Origin of the sequence: Cohnella hashimotonis, assembly GCF_030014955.1 — a bacterium.
Lineage (GTDB): Bacteria > Bacillota > Bacilli > Paenibacillales > Paenibacillaceae > Cohnella > Cohnella hashimotonis.
This window is the reverse complement of record NZ_JAGRPV010000001.1, coordinates 7,081,901-7,099,828: the sequence shown is the minus strand read 5'-3', so window position 1 is coordinate 7,099,828 and position 17,928 is coordinate 7,081,901. Positions and strand designations below refer to the sequence as shown.

At 61.2% G+C, this 17,928-nt stretch carries 11 protein-coding genes and 1 pseudogene; 10 read left to right on the top strand and 2 right to left on the bottom strand.

Features of this window, described 5'->3' with window-relative positions; all coding sequences use genetic code 11:
- Nucleotides 1-729: 729 nt before the first annotated feature.
- On the bottom strand, nt 730-2,445 hold the full coding sequence (argS, locus tag KB449_RS28290) for an arginine--tRNA ligase (RefSeq protein WP_282911550.1): 1,716 nt from the start codon (nt 2,443-2,445) through the stop codon (nt 730-732).
- 540 nt (nt 2,446-2,985) lie between these two features.
- Between argS (KB449_RS28290) and KB449_RS28285 the strand changes: the two genes are divergently transcribed.
- Nucleotides 2,986-3,381: a YwiB family protein gene (locus KB449_RS28285; protein WP_282911549.1), complete on the top strand. Its 396-nt coding sequence runs from the start codon at nt 2,986-2,988 to the stop codon at nt 3,379-3,381.
- A gap of 4 nt (nt 3,382-3,385) precedes the next feature.
- Nucleotides 3,386-5,059 (top strand): arginine--tRNA ligase, encoded by a 1,674-nt coding sequence (argS, locus tag KB449_RS28280; RefSeq protein ID WP_282911548.1) that lies wholly within the window; start codon nt 3,386-3,388, stop codon nt 5,057-5,059.
- A 440-nt stretch (nt 5,060-5,499) separates the two neighbouring features.
- Here argS (KB449_RS28280) and KB449_RS28275 read toward each other — a convergent pair whose 3' ends face one another.
- On the bottom strand, nt 5,500-6,699 hold the full coding sequence (locus tag KB449_RS28275; protein ID WP_282911547.1) for a S8 family peptidase: 1,200 nt from the start codon (nt 6,697-6,699) through the stop codon (nt 5,500-5,502).
- A 466-nt stretch (nt 6,700-7,165) separates the two neighbouring features.
- Between KB449_RS28275 and rpoE the strand changes: the two genes are divergently transcribed.
- The 8 genes and pseudogenes from rpoE to KB449_RS28235 all read left to right on the top strand — a co-directional run bounded on the left by rpoE (nt 7,166) and on the right by KB449_RS28235 (nt 17,855).
- Complete coding sequence (rpoE, locus tag KB449_RS28270) at nt 7,166-7,756, top strand: DNA-directed RNA polymerase subunit delta (protein ID WP_282911546.1); 591 nt, start codon at nt 7,166-7,168, stop codon at nt 7,754-7,756.
- Nucleotides 7,757-8,054: 298 nt separating this feature from the next.
- On the top strand, nt 8,055-9,662 hold the full coding sequence (pyrG, locus tag KB449_RS28265; RefSeq protein WP_282911545.1) for a CTP synthase: 1,608 nt from the start codon (nt 8,055-8,057) through the stop codon (nt 9,660-9,662).
- A gap of 134 nt (nt 9,663-9,796) precedes the next feature.
- Nucleotides 9,797-10,195 carry a response regulator gene (locus tag KB449_RS28260; RefSeq protein WP_282911544.1) on the top strand — a complete coding sequence of 133 codons (399 nt, stop codon included), beginning with the start codon at nt 9,797-9,799 and terminating at the stop codon, nt 10,193-10,195.
- Between the two features lie 191 nt (nt 10,196-10,386).
- Complete coding sequence (gene fba, locus KB449_RS28255) at nt 10,387-11,241, top strand: class II fructose-1,6-bisphosphate aldolase (protein WP_277530658.1); 855 nt, start codon at nt 10,387-10,389, stop codon at nt 11,239-11,241.
- Between the two features lie 189 nt (nt 11,242-11,430).
- Complete coding sequence (gene murA, locus KB449_RS28250) at nt 11,431-12,681, top strand: UDP-N-acetylglucosamine 1-carboxyvinyltransferase (protein WP_282911543.1); 1,251 nt, start codon at nt 11,431-11,433, stop codon at nt 12,679-12,681.
- Between the two features lie 69 nt (nt 12,682-12,750).
- Nucleotides 12,751-14,082 (top strand): annotated as a pseudogene (gene rho, locus KB449_RS28245) (transcription termination factor Rho); the annotation flags it as partial.
- Between the two features lie 1,482 nt (nt 14,083-15,564).
- Nucleotides 15,565-16,833 (top strand): radical SAM family protein, encoded by a 1,269-nt coding sequence (locus tag KB449_RS28240; protein ID WP_282911542.1) that lies wholly within the window; start codon nt 15,565-15,567, stop codon nt 16,831-16,833.
- 152 nt (nt 16,834-16,985) lie between these two features.
- Complete coding sequence (locus KB449_RS28235; protein WP_282911541.1) at nt 16,986-17,855, top strand: MurR/RpiR family transcriptional regulator; 870 nt, start codon at nt 16,986-16,988, stop codon at nt 17,853-17,855.
- Nucleotides 17,856-17,928: the final 73 nt, after the last annotated feature.

The window sequence follows — 17,928 nt, the reverse complement described above, 5'->3', positions numbered from 1 at the left end:
CTTACGCGCCGGGGTGGCGTGTCCCGGGGCCGAGGATAAGCGCATTTGGGCGCTATCGCTCGGGACACATGCGGCTTGCGGCCGGAGATAAGCGCATTTGGGCGCTACCGCTCGGGACACATGCGGCTTGCAGCCGGAGATAAGCGCATTTGGGCGCTATCACTCGGGACACATGCGGCTTGCAGCCGGAGATAAGCGCATTTGGGCGCTATCACTCGGGACACATGCGGCTTGCAGCCGGAGATAAGCGCATTTGGGCGCTATCACTCGGTACACATGCGGCTTGCGGCGGGAGATAAGCGCATTTGGGCGCTACCGCTCGGGACAAATGCGGCTTGCGGCCGGAGATAAGCGCATTTGGGCGCTACCGCAGCCTCCGCAACGCCCGGAATGGTGTCGATAGGATCAAAAAGCCATTTACGCCAACTCTGCCCCGTGCCGGATGGGGTCGATAAGCGCAAATGGGTACTAAATGATGGCTACTAGGTCACGTCATTGCAAAGCTTTGGGAACCAGAGAATAGTAAAAGCCCGAGATAGCCGGTTTTCCCGGCTAACTGCGGCGGTTGGGGAGCGGCGAGGCGCGAGATAGCCGATTTTATCGGCTATCTTTAGGCGTTTGCCGTCGGCGGCTGTTGTCAGCTGCGTGCTGCCAGCGTGTTGCCGGCTTTGGCATTTAGGCGCAAACGCGCCCGCCAAAGCGCACCCAACCATCTTTCCGCAGCCCCGGTTACATACGCTCCGGCGCGGCAATGCCCAGCAGCTCCAGGCCGCTGCCCAGCAGGGAGCCGACTGCCGCCGACAGGCGCAAGCGCGCCTGCGTGCCGGATTCGTCGCCCGGCTGGATGACTTTGCCGTCGTGATAGAAGCGGTTGAAGTCGCGCGCGAGCTCCAGCAGGTAACGCGCTACGGCCGACGGTTCGTTGTCCCGTAAGGCCTCGCTCACCGCTGCGCCCCACTCCGTGAGCCGCTTGGCGCAAACCCAAGCTGCATCCGTCATACCGATGCCTTCGGCCGGGACATGCGCACCCTTTTTCCCGAGCGGCTGTTGTTCTGACAGGGAGCCGCCCTTGCGAAGAAGGCTGGCAATTCTCGCATGCGTATATTGCACGTAAGGTCCCGTCTCGCCCTCAAAGCTGACGACCTCTTCCAGCTTGAAGTCTACAGACAGCTGCCTGCGGTTTTTCAGATCGCCGAACACAACCGCGCCAATGCCGACAGCTTCGGCGACTTCGTCCGCGCCCGGCAGATCCGGGCTCTTGGCCGCGATGATCTCGCGCGCTCTGCGCACCGCTTCGTCCAGCACCTCGTCCAGGAAGACGACCTTCCCCCTGCGGGTGGACATCTTCTTGCCCTCCACGGTCATGAGTCCAAACGGCACATGCTCGCAGTCTCCCGTCCACGGCTCTCCCATTTTCCCGAGTACCCCGAACACCTGCCTGAAATGCAGCTGCTGCTCCGCGCCCACGACATACAACAGACGGTCCGCATTCATTACATGCTTGCGGTATATCGCGGTCGCGAGGTCGCGGACCGGGTAGATCGTGGCGCCGTCTTTTTTGAGAATCAGGCAGGGCGGCAGCCCTTCCTCGTCTAACCTGACAACGAGCGCCCCGTCGCTCTCCGCGAGCAGTCCCTGCGCGCGCAGGCGTTCCAGCACAGGCTCCAGCTTGTCGTTGTAAAAGCTCTCGCCGAGCACCTCGTCGAAGCTGACGCCGAGCCGCGCATAGACGCGCTCGAATTCCTTCATGCTCGCTTGGACGAAAAAGCGCCAAAGCGCCGCCGTTTCCTCATCCCCCTGCTCCAAACGCAGAAACGCTTCCCTTGCTTCGTCCTCCAGCGCGGGATCTTCTGCCGCTTCCTCATGGAAACGGACGTAAAGCTGCAGGCTCTCCCCGATCGGATCGGCTTCGAGCGCCGCTTTGCCGCCCCAGCGGCGGTAGGCGACGATAAGCTTGCCGAACTGGGTGCCCCAATCGCCGAGATGGTTGACGGTCGTTACGGCGTGCCCGGTCTCTCTGTAAAGGTTGGCCAGCGCGTTGCCGATCATCGTGGAGCGCAGGTGGCCGACGCCGAGCGGCTTGGCGATGTTGGGCGAAGACATGTCGATGACGACATGTCTGCCGCGGCCCTCGTCGCTGCGTCCGTAGCCGGGTTCGAGGGCGGCGTCGACGATCCGGCCCAGCCAGACGGCGGAATCGAAAAACAGATTGACGTAACCGCCAGCCGCCTCGGCACGGACGCCTTGGTCTGCCGCATTCACCGCATCGGCGAGCTCCGCGGCGATCGCGCCCGGCGCGCGGCGAAGCTGCTTCGCCAGGACGAAGCAAGGGAATGCGACGTCGCCGAGCTTCGGCTCCGGAGGTGTTTCGAGCCGGCGGAGCAGCGCCTCCTTTTCTAACGGTACGTGGGGTTGCAGTAGGACTGCAGCTTGCTGTAACAGCATGTCGATGTCCTCCTTCGCTTTATTCGGAACGCAAAATTCAAACGCACTCCATCCGAACGCACAATCCGAACGCACAATCCAAACGCACTCCATCCAAACGCACAATCCGAACGCACAATCCGAACGCTAAATCCGAACGCAAAAAACCTCCGTCTCATCAAGAGACGGAGGTGTGTCCGCGGTACCACTCTTATAGCGCCCGTGCAGATGGACTGCGCGAGACGCCGCTCAAACGGATAACGGCCGCAAGGCCGGATCGCCCTACTGCCGGGCTTGCGGCTATGGCGCCGCGCCGGTTCGGGCGACCGACTCCCGGGTCCGCTTCCCGAAGATCCCGCCGTGCCGGTTCCCACCCCTCCGGCTCTCTGGTACGGCTATGCGATCCGGTACTCTCCCGTTCAACGTCGATCGGATATTGGCCCATATCATAGCATGCGGGGTCGGCTGGGGCAAGAGGGGCGAGCGCCCTCCGTCGTTGAATTCAAAGAGCGTTGTGTATATAGTAATAACAGACAATCGGACAGACGGGAGCGGATCGGAATGCCGGACTACAGGCGCGTGACGGTCGTGTTCCGCAGCCGGCAAGACGGCGAATCCGGCGAATGGGCGGAGGAGCGGCTGACGGGCCAGTGGTTCCGGATGGCGACGGGCTGGGTGCTGCGGTGCCCGGACGCGATGACGGTATCCGTCCTGAAGGGCGACGTGCGCGTCGTACGGCAGGGCGAGATCGGCGTCGAGCAGACGTTTCGCCTGGGCGCGGCGACGCCGGGCGCGGTGCGCTTGCCGCAGGGCTCGATGGCCGTGGAGGCGTACACGCACGAGCTGTCGGCGGACTTGACGGATGCCGGCGGCACGCTGTCCTGGCGCTACGATATGCGCAGCGAGGATCAGGAGATGGGCCGGTTCGAGATCGGACTGGATATACGGGAGGAATAGGGTCATGAACGTGCTGGAGCAGACATACGAGACGTTAAAAGAAGCGATCGCGGACGCCGCGGTCAAGGCGGGGGTCGTGGAGCGGGAGCAGGTGCCGGCGATCGTCATCGAAGTGCCCCGCGACAAGGCGCACGGCGATCTGGCCACTAACGCGGCCATGCAGCTGACGCGCATCGCGAAGAAAAATCCGCGCGAGATCGCGACCGCGATCATCGAGAACCTGGACAAGGCTAAGGCGAATGTCACGTCCGCGGAAATCGCGGGTCCGGGCTTCATCAATTTCCGCATGGACAAGCGTTATCTGCTGCCTGTCGTCGCATCCGTGCTGGAGCAGGGCGGCGCATACGGCCGTACGGACGCCGGCGGCGGACGCAAGGTGCAGGTCGAATTCGTCAGCGCGAATCCGACGGGCAGCCTGCATCTCGGCCACGCGCGCGGCGCCGCGGTCGGCGATGCGCTGTGCAACGTGCTGGCGTTTGCCGGCTATGACGTTTCGCGCGAATACTATATCAACGACGCGGGCAACCAGGTCAATAACCTGGCCCGCTCCATCGAGGCGCGCTACCGCCAGGCGCTCGGCGAGGATGCGGCGATGCCGGAAGACGGCTACTACGGAGAGGACATCGTCGGCTTCGCCAAAGAGCTGGCGGAGCGCGAAGGCGCGCGCCTGCTGGAGAAGACGGAGGAGGAGCGCTTCGACTACTTCCGCAGCTACGGCCTCGAGCGCGAGCTGGACAAGATCAAGCGCGACCTCGGCCGGTTCGGCGTGAGCTTCGACAGCTGGTACAGCGAGACTTCGCTGTATCGGACGGGGAAGGTCGAAGGCGCGCTCGAAGCGCTGCGCGCGCAAGGTCACGTGTACGAAGAGGAAGGCGCGGTCTGGCTGAATACGACGGCGTTCGGGGACGACAAGAACCGCGTGCTCGTTAAAAACGACGGCAGCTACACGTACCTCACGCCCGATATCGCCTATCATATGGACAAGTTCGCGCGCGGCTATGACGAGCTGATCAACATTTGGGGCGCGGACCACCATGGTTACATCCCGCGCGTCAAGGCGGCTATGGCGGCGCTTGGCCACGATCCGCAGCGTCTGACGGTGCTGATCGCGCAGATGGTCAGCCTGTTCCAGAACGGCGAGAAGGTCAAGATGTCCAAGCGTACGGGCAAGGCGATCACGATCGAGGACCTGATGGACGAAGTCGGCGTCGACGCGATCCGGTACTTCTTCACGATGCGCAGCATGGACACGCATCTGGACTTCGACATGGACCTGGCCGTCTCGACGTCCAACGAGAATCCGGTGTTTTACGTGCAGTACGCCCACGCACGCATCTGCAGCATTTTCCGCCAGGCGGAGGAGCAGGGCGTCGCCGTGCTGCCTGTGGCGGAGGCGGATCTTGAGCTGCTCACCGCCGAGCACGAGTACGATCTGCTGCGCAAAATGGGCGAGTTCCCCGCCGTCGTCGCCGACTCGGCGAAGGACTACGCGCCGCACCATATCGTGCGCTACGTGTACGAGCTGGCGGCGTTGTTCCACAGCTACTACCGCGCGGAGCGCGTCATCACCGAGGATGCCGCGCAGAGCCAGGCACGCCTGCAACTGCTCGCCGCGCTGCGCCACACGCTGGCCAACGGCCTGCGTCTGATCGGCGTATCTGCGCCCGAGCAAATGTAAGCGGGACTTGGCGGCAGGCAGCCGCTAACGGGCGCCGAAAGAGCGGGTTGGTAGCGGACAACGGGAATATTTATGGTGGATAGCGGCACTTTTTTCGCAAACGGTGTCTGGGACGGCGAGCTCAAGGTGTTAGCGGCATTTCATGCCGTTAAGGGTACTCGGGACGGTGAGCTCAAGGTGTTAGCGGCATTTCATGCCGTTAAGGGTACTCGGGACGGTGAGCTCAAGGTGTTAGCGGTATTTAATGCCGCTAAGGGCGGCTGAGTCCAAGCGTATGTAGGCGTTAGCGGCACTTTATGCCGCTAAATGCATAAATGGAGGTTGACTGGGGCGGTTAACGGTAGAGCGTGCCGTTAAGAGCGCCTGAGGCAGTAAACCGCCGGCGTTAGCGGCATGAATCCAGCAACTTGGCACCTGAAACGACGCGGAGGTCCGCTTCTCTACAACGACTTCGACCCTGCCGACCGGTCCCCCGGCGTTCCTCCGGCGCCGCCGGAAGACTCGCCCGCGATCTCCAGCAAGCGCAGCACGTCCAGCTCCCCGGCCCCCTGGGGAGCTTTGTCGTATCCGAGCGGCTTTGCGGATCGGCGCAGGATGTCCTTGATCCGGCCCGGGGACAGTCCTGGCCGGAGCGCCAGCAGCAGCGCCACCGCGCCGGTGACGTGCGAGGTGGCCATCGACGTGCCGCTCATGAGGCGGCGGCGGCCGTTCGGCCAGGCGGACTCAACCTTGGCGCCGGGGGCAAAGATGTCGATGGCGGCGCTGCGGTTCGTAAAGCGCGCGATCCGTCCGCGCCGGTCGAGCGCGCCGACGGCGACGGTGTGCGAGAAGCCGGCCGGGTAATCGATCCGACCTTTCCTGCCGTCGTTGCCCGACGAGGCGACGATCAGCACGCCGGCCTTGTACGCGCTCTCCACCGCCTTAAGCAGCACGTCGCTCCGGTTGGGCATGCCGAAGCTCATGTTGACGATGTCCATGCCGTGATGGATGCACCACTCGATGCCGAGGATGATGTCGGACACGTACGCGGAGCCGTCGGTATCGAACGCCTTGACCGGGTAGAGCTCCGTCCGGGGCGCGACGCCGATCATGCCGCGCGAAGCGTTCGCTGCGGAGATCGTCCCCGCAATGTGGGTGCCGTGCCCGTTGTCGTCATGCGGCAGCGAGGCTCGCTGCAGGAGATTGATGCCGCGGTTCAAGGCGTGGCGAAGGTCGGGATGGCTGAAGTCTACGCCTGTGTCGATCACGCCGACCTTAACTCGTTGTCCTGTCGTACGGCTCCAGGCCTGGGGTGCGCGGATGCGCCGCACGCCCCAGGGAATGTCCATCTTGCTGAACGATTGAGCGGACGGTCTCGGCAGCGCGTGGCTGATCTTGACGCTGCGGTCTTCCTCCAACATACAGCCGTAACTCAGCAGAGGCGTCAGGGAGGCGGCCCGAAGCGGCAGGCTGAAGCCGCCGATGACCCGGATCGGTCGAGCGGCCCGCAGTGCGGCGCTTCTCGACCGCCTGGCGGCCAGCCTCGCGAGAAACCGGCGGCCGTCCTCGTGCTTCGCGAAACGCACGATCGTTCTGGCGCCACGCTCTCCGCCGCCCGAGAGCAGGCGGCGGAGGAGGCGAAGGAGAGCGCTCGAATCCATGTGCTGGTCTCCTTCCCGGCTTAGATTCCCCATACTATGTGCAGCGGCGGAGCGAAGCTTGGGAGTATGGCCCGGGCCTGCTTAAATTGGGCGTCAGGCGGTGTCATTTGGAATCGGGGCACATAGTATGAAGTGGGAGTTTCCCCGGAGAGACTCTCGCACCCATGTAGGTTCCTCCTCCCGAGGAGCGCGGAAGGGTACAGTCGGTTAAGCGAAGGCGCGGCTCCGAGGCGCCTTCGCTTAATGGCGTCCGCAGGGCGGAGGACAAGCCCGGGCGGTACAAATCGTTCGTCCCCCGCTTCTTTCCTGCGGAAAGTGACGAATAAAAGCATATTCCGGCGATCCCTGCGAAGCCCGTCCCGCAGGCCGTCGTACTTGCATTTTGGCGGCAAATGCGGTTAACTAAAGGTTGACGCCCGAGGGGTATAAGAACGTTTAACATACAGAGAGGATGGGGACTTAGAGCGTGAGCGCTGAATACGTCCTGAAGTTCGACGCCGAGAAGATCCGGGAGATGCCGATGGTCGACCTGGCCTTCGAGGTGCTCAAGGCGGCCAATACGCCGTTCTATTACCGGGATCTCATGATGGAGATTGCCAAGCTGCGGGGATTCTCTCCCGAGCAGATCAACGAATTTATCGCGCAGGTGTATACAGAGATTAATATCGACGGCCGCTTCGCATGCGTCGGCAGCAATGTCTGGGGCCTGAAGCGCTGGTACCCGGTCGATCGCTCCGACGATCCGGTTACGGGCGGCGCCAAGCGTCCGCGCATCATCAACGACGACGACGATCTCGACGACGAGGATCTGTACGGCGAGGACGAGGAAGAGACCTTCACGGAGGCCGAAGAGGGCTTCGATCTGTTCGACGAAGACCGCGAGGAGATCTTCGACGAAGGCGAAGAAGCGGGCGAGTCCGACGAAGAAGTCGCGATCGACGAGGAGTCCGAAGAAGAGGAAGGCATCGAAGGCGAAGTCGACGAGGAAGACGACGGCTTCGACGAGGATGAGGACGAGGAAGACGCTGACGAAGAGGAAGACGAAGAAGCGCGCTAATGTCGTCCGGAAAGGGGCGCCGATTCGGCGTCCCCTTCCGCAACCGGCTGTAGCGAGCGCGTGGCTTGGTTCGAGTCTTTCCAGCGCGGTTTAAGGCCTGAGCGGCCGCCGTGGCGGCGGGTTTCGAAGGCTTGACACCACTGTGGTCAGCGGGTAAACTTATGCTTGGGCTTTTCAAGCAGGCATTTCAATAGCGTTATTTTTAAAAGTGCCCCCATTTAATTGGGTGTCACTTTTTTTGTTTTTTTGGAGACCATTAACATGATGCCAGGGGCACATGCGGGAGGAATGACAGAGGGTGACCAAATATATATTCGTGACGGGCGGCGTCGTATCCTCGCTCGGCAAGGGAATCACGGCGGCGTCGCTGGGGCGTCTGCTCAAGAATCGCGGCCTCAAAGTGACGATCCAGAAGTTCGACCCGTACATTAACGTCGACCCGGGCACGATGAGCCCGTATCAGCACGGAGAGGTGTTCGTAACCGACGACGGTGCGGAAACGGACCTCGACCTCGGCCACTACGAACGTTTTATCGATATTAATCTATCCAAGAACAGCAACGTTACGACCGGCAAAATTTATTCCACCGTTATCAGCAAAGAGCGTCGCGGCGAGTATCTGGGCGGTACGGTGCAGGTTATCCCCCATATTACCAACGAGATCAAGGACCGCGTATTCCGTGCGGGACGCGAGACCGGCTCCGACGTCGTCATCACCGAGATCGGCGGCACGGTAGGCGACATCGAGAGTCTCCCGTTCCTCGAAGCGATCCGCCAGATCAAGGGCGACATCGGCCGGGATAACGTCATGTACATTCACGTAACGCTGATTCCTTATATCAAGGCAGCCGGCGAGGTCAAGACCAAGCCGACCCAACATAGCGTCAAGGAGCTGCGCAGCATCGGCATCCAGCCGAACGTCATCGTATGCCGCACCGAGCATCCGCTGGCGGAAGACCTGAAGCGCAAGATCGCGCTGTTGTGCGATATCGACGCCAACGCGGTCATCGAGTGCCGCGACGCTTCGACGCTGTACGAAGTGCCGCTCATGCTGCAAGAGCAAGGTCTCGACGACTATGTCGTGAACCATCTCAAGCTTGGCGGAGCGGACAAGCCGGATATGGACGAATGGATCGAGCTTGTGAACCGCGTCAAATCGCTGAAGCGTACGACGGAGATCGCGATCGTGGGTAAGTATGTCGCGCTGCACGACGCTTACCTGAGCATCGTCGAATCGCTCGCGCATGCGGGGATCGACGCAGACGCCGAAGTGAACATCCGCTGGGTGAACGCCGAGGAAGTCACGCCTGCCAATGTAGAGCAGCTGCTGGGCGGCGTCGGCGGGATCCTCGTGCCGGGAGGCTTCGGCGACCGGGGCATCGAGGGCAAGATTACGGCGATCCGTTATGCGCGCGAGAACAAGGTGCCGTTTTTCGGCATTTGCCTCGGCATGCAAGTGGCCGTCATCGAGTTCGCGCGGAGCATGGCAGGCCTGGACGGCGCGCACAGCTCCGAGTTTCATGCGGCTACGCCATATCCGGTCATCGACCTGCTGCCGGATCAAAAGGATATCGAGGACATGGGCGGCACGCTGCGCCTCGGACTCTATCCCTGCAAGATCGTACCGGGCACGCTCGCTGCAGAATGCTACGGCGAAGAGCTTATCTACGAACGCCATCGCCACCGTTACGAGTTCAACAACGAGTACCGCGATCTCATCGAATCGACGGGTCTCAAGATCAGCGGCGCGTCTCCGGACGGCAGGCTGGTGGAGATGGTCGAGCTGCCGGGCCACCCCTGGTTCCTGTCCGTACAGTTCCATCCGGAGTTCATCTCCCGTCCGAACCGTCCGCAGCCGCTTTTCCGCGAATTCGTCAAGGCGGCGCTGGTTGGCGCGGAATCTTGATTATTTCAACATATGTATTCCAGCTTCGGCAAAAGCCGGAGCTTTTTTTTGCAATTGCCAGAAGTTAGGAAGGAATTCCCGGTTGGGGCGCGAATACGGGAAGAAGGAAGCAACAGGAAGAGGAGGATCATGAGGTGGCCAAGAAGAGATTGCTAATTGTCGACGATCAGATCGGCATTCGGATCTTGCTGCTCGAGGTATTCAGCGTCGAAGGTTACGAGACTTTCCAGGCGGCGAACGGACGCGCGGCGCTGGAGATCGTACGTACGCATACCCCGGATCTTGTTCTGCTGGATATGAAGATTCCCGGCATGGACGGGCTTGAGATTTTGAAAAAGATCAAGGAAATGAACCGGGACGTCAAGGTTATCATGATGACGGCCTACGGCGAGCTGGACATGATCAAGGAAGCCACCGATCTTGGAGCGCTGATGCATTTCACCAAGCCGTTCGATATCGACGAACTGCGGGTAGCCGTCAACATGCAGCTGGCAGAGGACGGGCCGTCGCCGAGGTTCGCGGCGGGCACCTGAAGACGGCGCGGATTATCGAATCGGGAACCGCCGGAGACGTCCGGCGGTTTTTGCTTTTCTTGCCTGGAAGCGGGCGGTTCGGAGAAGGCAGTCATTTTACAATCCTACTTTCATTTGTGATATAATAACGTCGCATGCAAGTCGGGCCGTAAGACAGCACACGACTTATTCAGAGCGCAGGAGGAATCACAATGCCACTCGTATCAATGAACGAATTCCTTCCCAAGGCGAAGGCGAACAAGTTCGCGGTAGGCCAATTCAACATGAACAATCTTGAATTCGCCCAAGCGATCACCGAAGCCGCCATGGAAGAAAAATCCCCCTTCATCTTCGGCGTCAGCGAAGGCGCGTTGAAGTACATGGGCATCGAGTACACGGTTGCCATCGCGGAGGCGGCAGCGAAGAAATCCGGCCTTCCGATCGCCTTGCATCTCGACCACGGCAGCACCTTCGACATCGCCATGAAGTGTATCCGCGCAGGCTTCTCCTCCGTCATGTTCGACGGTTCGCACCACCCTTACGAAGAGAACATCAAGCTGACCAAGGAAATCGTCAAAGCCGCTCACGCGATGGGCGTTTCCGTCGAAGGCGAGCTGGGCACGATCGGCGGCGTCGAGGACGACCTGAGCGTGGACGAGGCTGACGCTTCGCTGGCCAAGCCTGAAGAAGCGATCCGTTTCTACGAGGAGACCGGCGTCGACGCGCTGGCTATTGCAGTAGGTACGGCTCACGGCATGTACAAGGGCGAAGTCAAGATCCACTATGATATCATTGAAGCAGTCGTCGCCAAGATTCCTGTGCCTATCGTTCTGCACGGCGGCTCCGGCGTACCGGACGACATGATCCGCAAGGCGATCCAAGCGGGCGCCGGCAAGATCAACGTCAACACGGAAAACCAAGTGGCTTGCACCGCAGCGATCCGCGAAGTGCTCGGCAAGGACGCCAACGTCATCGATCCCCGCAAGTATCTGACGCCTGCACGCACCGCGATGAAGGCCGTCGTTCAAGAGAAGATCCGTCTCTTCGGCAGCAGCAACCAAGCTTAATCGAAGATTTTCGCCGCAATCCGTCCCGCCGCGCCGCGGCTTGTCCGCAACCGGAGATCCGGACGGACGGCGGCGTCTGTCTTACGTACGGACAAGACGCCTCGCAGGCGTCTTTCCTTTCCTTCATCGAACGCGGTCGCCACGCGCCCCCGGAGTAGATGAAGCATCTACTAGGAGGACCATGCATTCATGGAAAAACTGATGATACGCGGGGGACGTCCGCTTCGCGGAACGGTCTCCATCAGCGGCGCCAAGAACAGCGCGATCGCACTGCTCCCTGCCGCTATTCTCGCCGAATCCGAGGTCAGGCTCGACAATCTGCCTCATATCAGCGACGTCGAGATTTATAAGGAACTGCTTCAGGAACTGGGCTGCCGGGTCTCATGGCAAGAAGAGACTTTATCCATCGATCCGACCGGCATTCAATCGATCCCGATGCCCAACGGCCGGGTCAAGCTATTGAGAGCTTCTTATTACTTAATGGGCGCTCTGCTCGGACGCTTCGGCGAAGCCACAATCGGACTGCCGGGCGGCTGCAACTTCGAGCCGAGACCGATCGACCAGCACATCAAGGGCTTCGAGGCCCTGGGCGCAATCGTAACCAACGAACATGGAGCTATCCGCATTAAAGCTAACGAATTACGCGGAGCTAGAATATATATGGACGTCGTCAGCGTAGGCGCCACGATTAATATTATGCTGGCAGCGGCCAGAGCGAAGGGCTCTACGATCATCGAAAACGCCGCGAAGGAACCCGAGATCATCGACGTGGCCACGCTGCTGAACGCCATGGGCGCCAAGATCAAAGGCGCGGGCACCGAGACGATTCGCATCGAAGGCGTAGAACGCATGCACGGCTGCAGACACTCCATCATTCCCGACCGCATTCAAGCCGGCACTTATATGATCATGGCCGCCGCGACGCGCGGCGACGTTCTCATCGACAACATCATTCCCAAGCACATGGAAGCACTCACCGCCAAACTTCAAGAAATGGGCGTTCACGTCTACGAAATGGACGAATCCATCCGGGTCGTCGGCCAGCAAGACTACGAGGCGGTCGACGTCAAGGCGCTCGTCTATCCGGGATTCGCCACGGATCTCCAGTCGCCGATGACGAGCCTGCTCACCCAGACGACCGGTGTCAGCATTTTGTCCGATTACGTGTACAGCAACCGGTTCAAGCATGTCCCCGAGCTCGCGCGGATGGGCGCCCAGATCCGCGTCGAAGGCCGCTCGGCAATCGTCGAGGGCAGCAAGCTTAACGCCGCTAAGGTTCGGGCATCCGACCTGCGCGCGGGAGCTGCGCTTGTCGTGGCTGCGTTGACCGTCGAAGAAGGGGTGACGGAGATCACCGGTCTGGAATACATCGACCGCGGTTACGAGAGGCTCGAGGAGCATTTGCGCGGCCTCGGCGCGGACGTATGGCGCGAAGCTTGAGCGGCGGCAGCCGCTCCGGCGCTGCGCACATCCTAATATGAAGTGGGGATTGTATTGACGGATTTTAAAATGTCCGATCTGGAAGGCCTCAGCCTGACCCAGCTATACAAGCTGGCGAAGGACCTTCAGATCGCAGGCTACAGTCAGATGATCAAAAAGGAACTCATGATCGCCATCCTGCGTGCGCAGGCCGAACGCGGCGGACACATGTTTCTCGAAGGCGTGCTGGAAGTTTTGCCCGAAGGCTACGGCTTTCTTCGCCCGATCAATTATTTGCCCAGCGCGGAGGATATTTATATCTCCGCTTCCCAGATTCGCAAGTTCGACTTGCGCACCGGAGATCTCGTCTCCGGCAAGTGCCGGACGCCCAAGGAAAACGAACGGTACTTCGGCCTGCTGCAGGTGAATCTCGTCAACGGCGACACGCCGGAAGTAGCCGCGGAGCGCTTGCACTTTCCGGCACTCACACCGCTGTTCCCGGATCAAAAGCTTGTGCTCGAATCGTCGCCCCATCGCTTGTCCACCCGCATTATGGACCTCCTGGCCCCGGTCGGACTCGGACAACGCGGTCTCATTGTCGCTCCTCCCAAAGCTGGTAAGACGCTCCTCCTCAAAGAAATCGCCAACAGCATCTCGACCAACCGTCCGGATATCTATTTATTCGTCTTGCTGATCGACGAGCGCCCGGAAGAAGTAACGGATATGCAGCGTTCGGTCAAAGGCGAGGTCGTGGCATCGACTTTCGACGAAGTTCCCGAGCATCATATTAAAGTTGCGGAGCTCGTGCTCGAGCGTGCCCGCCGTCTGGTCGAGCAGAAGCGCGACGTCGTTATCCTGCTGGACAGCATTACCCGACTGGCGCGAGCTTACAATCTCGTTGTGCCGCCTTCGGGTCGTACCCTGTCCGGTGGCGTGGATCCAGCTGCGTTTCACCGTCCGAAGCGGTTCTTCGGCGCGGCGCGCAACATCGAAGAGGGCGGCAGCTTGACCATTCTGGCCACCGCGCTCGTCGAGACGGGCTCTCGGATGGATGATGTCATCTACGAGGAATTCAAGGGCACAGGCAATATGGAACTGCACCTCGATCGCAAGCTCGCCGAGCGCAGAATCTTCCCGGCGCTCGACATTCGCCGCTCAGGCACGCGCCGCGAGGAGATGCTCCTTTCCAAGGAGGAGCTCGACAAGGTATGGACGCTGCGCAAGAGCATGAACGACTCGATCGAGTTCGTGGACCAATTTCTGCGCAAGCTGGGCGGCACGAAGACCAACGTGGAATTTCTGACCGTGCTGGACAGCGCGGCGAATGCGCCGGGCCGCGGACCGCTGCGTCCCGGGCAGACCGGGGGCACGGCAGCTTCCGGCAGCACCGCTTCGAGCGGTACGACGTCCAGCGCCGCATCCGCAGGCTCTTCTTCCGGTACCGCAGCTTCAGGCGGCGCTTCGGGTACAGGAGCGGGTTACGGCTCCGCTTCGTCCGGGTCGACCGGCGGTTCCCGTTATTCGGGGCCTTCAGGTTCCCGGCCGCTGTCGCAGTCCCGTCCTGGCAGCTACAATGCAGGGCCGCGCGGCGGCAGTTACTCGAGCAGCCGTCCGACCTACTCGAACGGCTCGTCCTCCTACGGGGGACGTCCTAACGCAACTTCGCCTTCTTCGAGCGGCGGGTCGCCGGCATCGCAGATGCCGTCCTCGCCTGCCGGATCGCCGTCGACCGGAACAGGGGCGGGGAATTCGGCAAGTGCAGCCTCGGGTACGGGGAACGGCACGCCGATCGCGCCTTCGGCTGCGGCGAACCCGAACGTAGGGAACACAGGCGCAGGCACCTCCTCGACGACGGGCGGCGGCGTGCCGCCGACGGGAGCGACGCCTCGTACGAGCGCTTCGTCCAGACCGGGCGGCACGGCTTCGGCTTCGTCGCCGTCGGCATCTTCGGCCGCGAGATCTTCGGCACGACCGGCTGCTTCCTCGCCGGGAGCGGCGGCTCGTACTTCGAGGCCGGCGACCGGCAGCGGCTCCGCGGCATCCGGCCGGCCAACATCTGGCAGCGCTGGCGCGGCTTCGGGAGCTGCGCGTTCCAACCCGGCAGCAGCGCCCGCGGTGGCGGCTCCGTCAGCGTCCGCAACAGCGCCGGCCGCGTCAACGCCGCCGGCAGCCGCTTCTAACGCAGCAACGCCGGCGGCGTCTGCAGCAGCTGCTGCGCCGAGTGCAGCGACACCGTCGGCAACGCCGTCGGCCCCCGCGCCAAGCGCAGCAGCGCCTGCGGCGTCTGTGCCGGCTGCCAAGCCGAACGCAGCGACAACGCCGGCTTCTGCTGCCGCGTCAAGCACGGCAGCTTCTGTAGCGTCTGCCCCGGCTGTTGCGCCAAGCGCAGCAAACGAGGCGGCACCTGCCGCTCCGCCGAGCGCAGCCGTCGCCCCAGAGGCGCCGTCTGCCGGCGGCGATACGCCGGCCGCCGCCAAGCGCACGTCAACGCGCGCTTCGTCTTCGACGACGCGCGGCACTACCCGTGGAGGCCGCGCTGCTAAGACCGCGGCCGATGACGCGCCTGCCGCGCAGGCGGCCGAGCCAACCGCTGCTCCGCAGGCGGCAGAGACGGCTGCAGCTCCGCCGACCGCTGCCAAGCCGCGCACCCGCGCTGCCGCGGGCGCCAAGACAAGCGCTCGCGCCGCCAAGGCGGCTGCGGACGACGCCGCAGGCGACACGCCCGCGGCACCTACGCCCGCGGCGCCTGCTGCGCCCGCGGACGCCGAAGCCCCTGCAGCCAAGACGCCTCGCCAGCGGCGCACGACCAAGAACAACCCGGCGAGCGAATAAGCTCGCCCATGCCATATAGGACGCGCCCGGCATCGTCCGGGCGCGTCCAAGTCACGAAAGGAGCTATACGCCATGTACCTGGTTTACGCAGACGAGCACGGCAATGTATACGATCACGACAAACTTCATGCCGTTGCGCGGAGCGGCGACAGGCTGGTCGAGCTGCTTGAAGACGAATTAATTCCGCTCCCCGCCGGCGCTACGCTGGTCGGCTTGCCGCACACGCGCGCGATCGGGATGAATCCCAAGACCGGCGAGATGAAGGCTTTGCCTGCGGGCAGCCAGGCGGTCGGCGCTTTGCTGCCTCAGGGCTTCACGCGCTTTTATGTCCCGGGCTACACCAAGACGGACAAGACGCAGATATTCCCTCTGTTCGGCTATACGGCCGTCGTCTGGAAAGACGGCGGCTTCTACGTAGCGGCTGCGGGCACGGACGATCCCGAGCCTTGGAATCCGGACAACTGCGACCGTAAGGAACTGGAGGTCGAAGTGAGCAGGTTGCTTGCCTCCTACCCGGACAATCGGCTGTACCAGCATCTTTCTCATTGCGCGCTCGGTTACGAGTGCCTGACGGCTTCCAATACGTTTCTCCAGCGTCTCGAGGGAGCCGTGCCCGTGTCGTTTTCATGCAATGCCGGCTGCTTCGGCTGCATCTCCGAACAGCCCGACGACAGCGGCTTCGTGGCTCCGCAGACGCGTCTCAAGTTCAAGCCGACGACGGACGAAGTCGTTGACATCATGCTCGAGCATCTGAAAAAGCCCGAAACGATCATAAGCTTCGGCCAAGGCTGCGAAGGCGAGCCCTCGACGCAGGCCAAGACGATCATCGAAGCGATCAAAAGAGTGCGCGAGCGCACGTCGAACGGCTATATCAACATCAACACGAACGCCGGCCTCAGCGATCATCTGCGCGCCATTACCGACGCGGGGCTCGACCTGATGCGCGTCAGTACGATCAGCGCGATCGACGAGCACTACAACGCCTACTACAAACCGCGGGGCTACACGCTCGCCAACGTCGAAAAGACGATGAAATACGCGGAGAGCCAGGGCGTCTACACTTCGATCAACTACCTGATTTTCCCCGGCGTCACGGATCGGGAGGAAGAGATCGAAGCCATGATTGAATTTGCGCGACGGACCAAGCTTAAGCTCATTCAGATGCGCAACCTGAACATCGATCCCGACGCTTACCTGAACCTTATTCCGAAGGCTAAGGGCGAGATTTACGGCATGAAAACACTGCTCGAGATCTTCCGCGAGGAGCTGCCGGACGTCGTCATCGGGTCCTATACGCATATTCCGCCATCGCGGAAAAACCGGGCGAATGCCACAGTGTGAATCAAAGAGCAGAGACGGACGCCGCGGCGTACGCTTCTGCTCTTTTCTCTTTTTTCTGATCGAAGGTCGAAACTTACTTGTTCTAAATGGAGTTTTCATCTATTATTCGAATATAAGAAGGAATTTTTCTCTCGAACGAAGGGAGCACCCCAGTGTCCAAACCTAAGGGAACGTCGGGCGGCGCTAATACGCTGCTCGTTTTGTCCAGCATCTATAATTCGCTCACGCGCACGGAAAAGAAAATCGCCGACGTCATCCAGCAGGATCCTGAAGCGGTCGTCTATATTACGCTGACGGATCTGGCGGAGAAGGCAGGAACCGGAGAGACCTCTGTCCTTCGGCTATGCCGCAAGATCGGGTTCAAGGGCTATCAGGAGTTCAAGCTCTCCTTGGCTCAGGACCTGGTCGTGCCGGTACGCAACGTCCATAGCGAGATCGAAGAGACCGACGACATCCGCGCGATGGCGACCAAGATTACCGCGGAGAACACCAAGGCGATCGAGAATACGCTCAATATGCTTGATACGACGCAGATGGAACGTGCGATCGACGCGATCGGTGCCGCCCGGAAAATTTACTTTTTCGGCGTAGGTTCGTCCGGCAATACCGCGCTCGATGCCAAATACCGATTTATGCGGCTCGGTTACGATACCGAGGCCGTGATCGATCCGCATATGATGGCGATGACGGCTGCGCTCATGCAAGACGGAGATGTTGTCTTCGCTGTTTCGACCACCGGCAGCACGAAGGATATCGTCGATGCGGTTCGATTGGCCAAGCAAAAGTCGGTCTTTCTCATCTGCCTGACGAGCCACTTGCGGTCGCCTTTGACACAGTTCGCGGACGTCGTGCTCCTGTCCAAGTCGCGCGAGACGCCGCTTCAAGGCGGCGCGTTTTCCTCCAAGCTGTCGCAAATTCATGTGCTCGACGTCTTGTCGACGGCCACGGCCATCCGGTTCAAGGACAAAGCGTACGAAGCATTGGGACGTACCTCGAAGTCCGTCCTGGATAAAATTTATTGATTCGGCGTCACGGGGTCACTATAATGGAAGTATACTCCTTTATTAAATTTTTATTTGGAGTTTAATTCCTAAT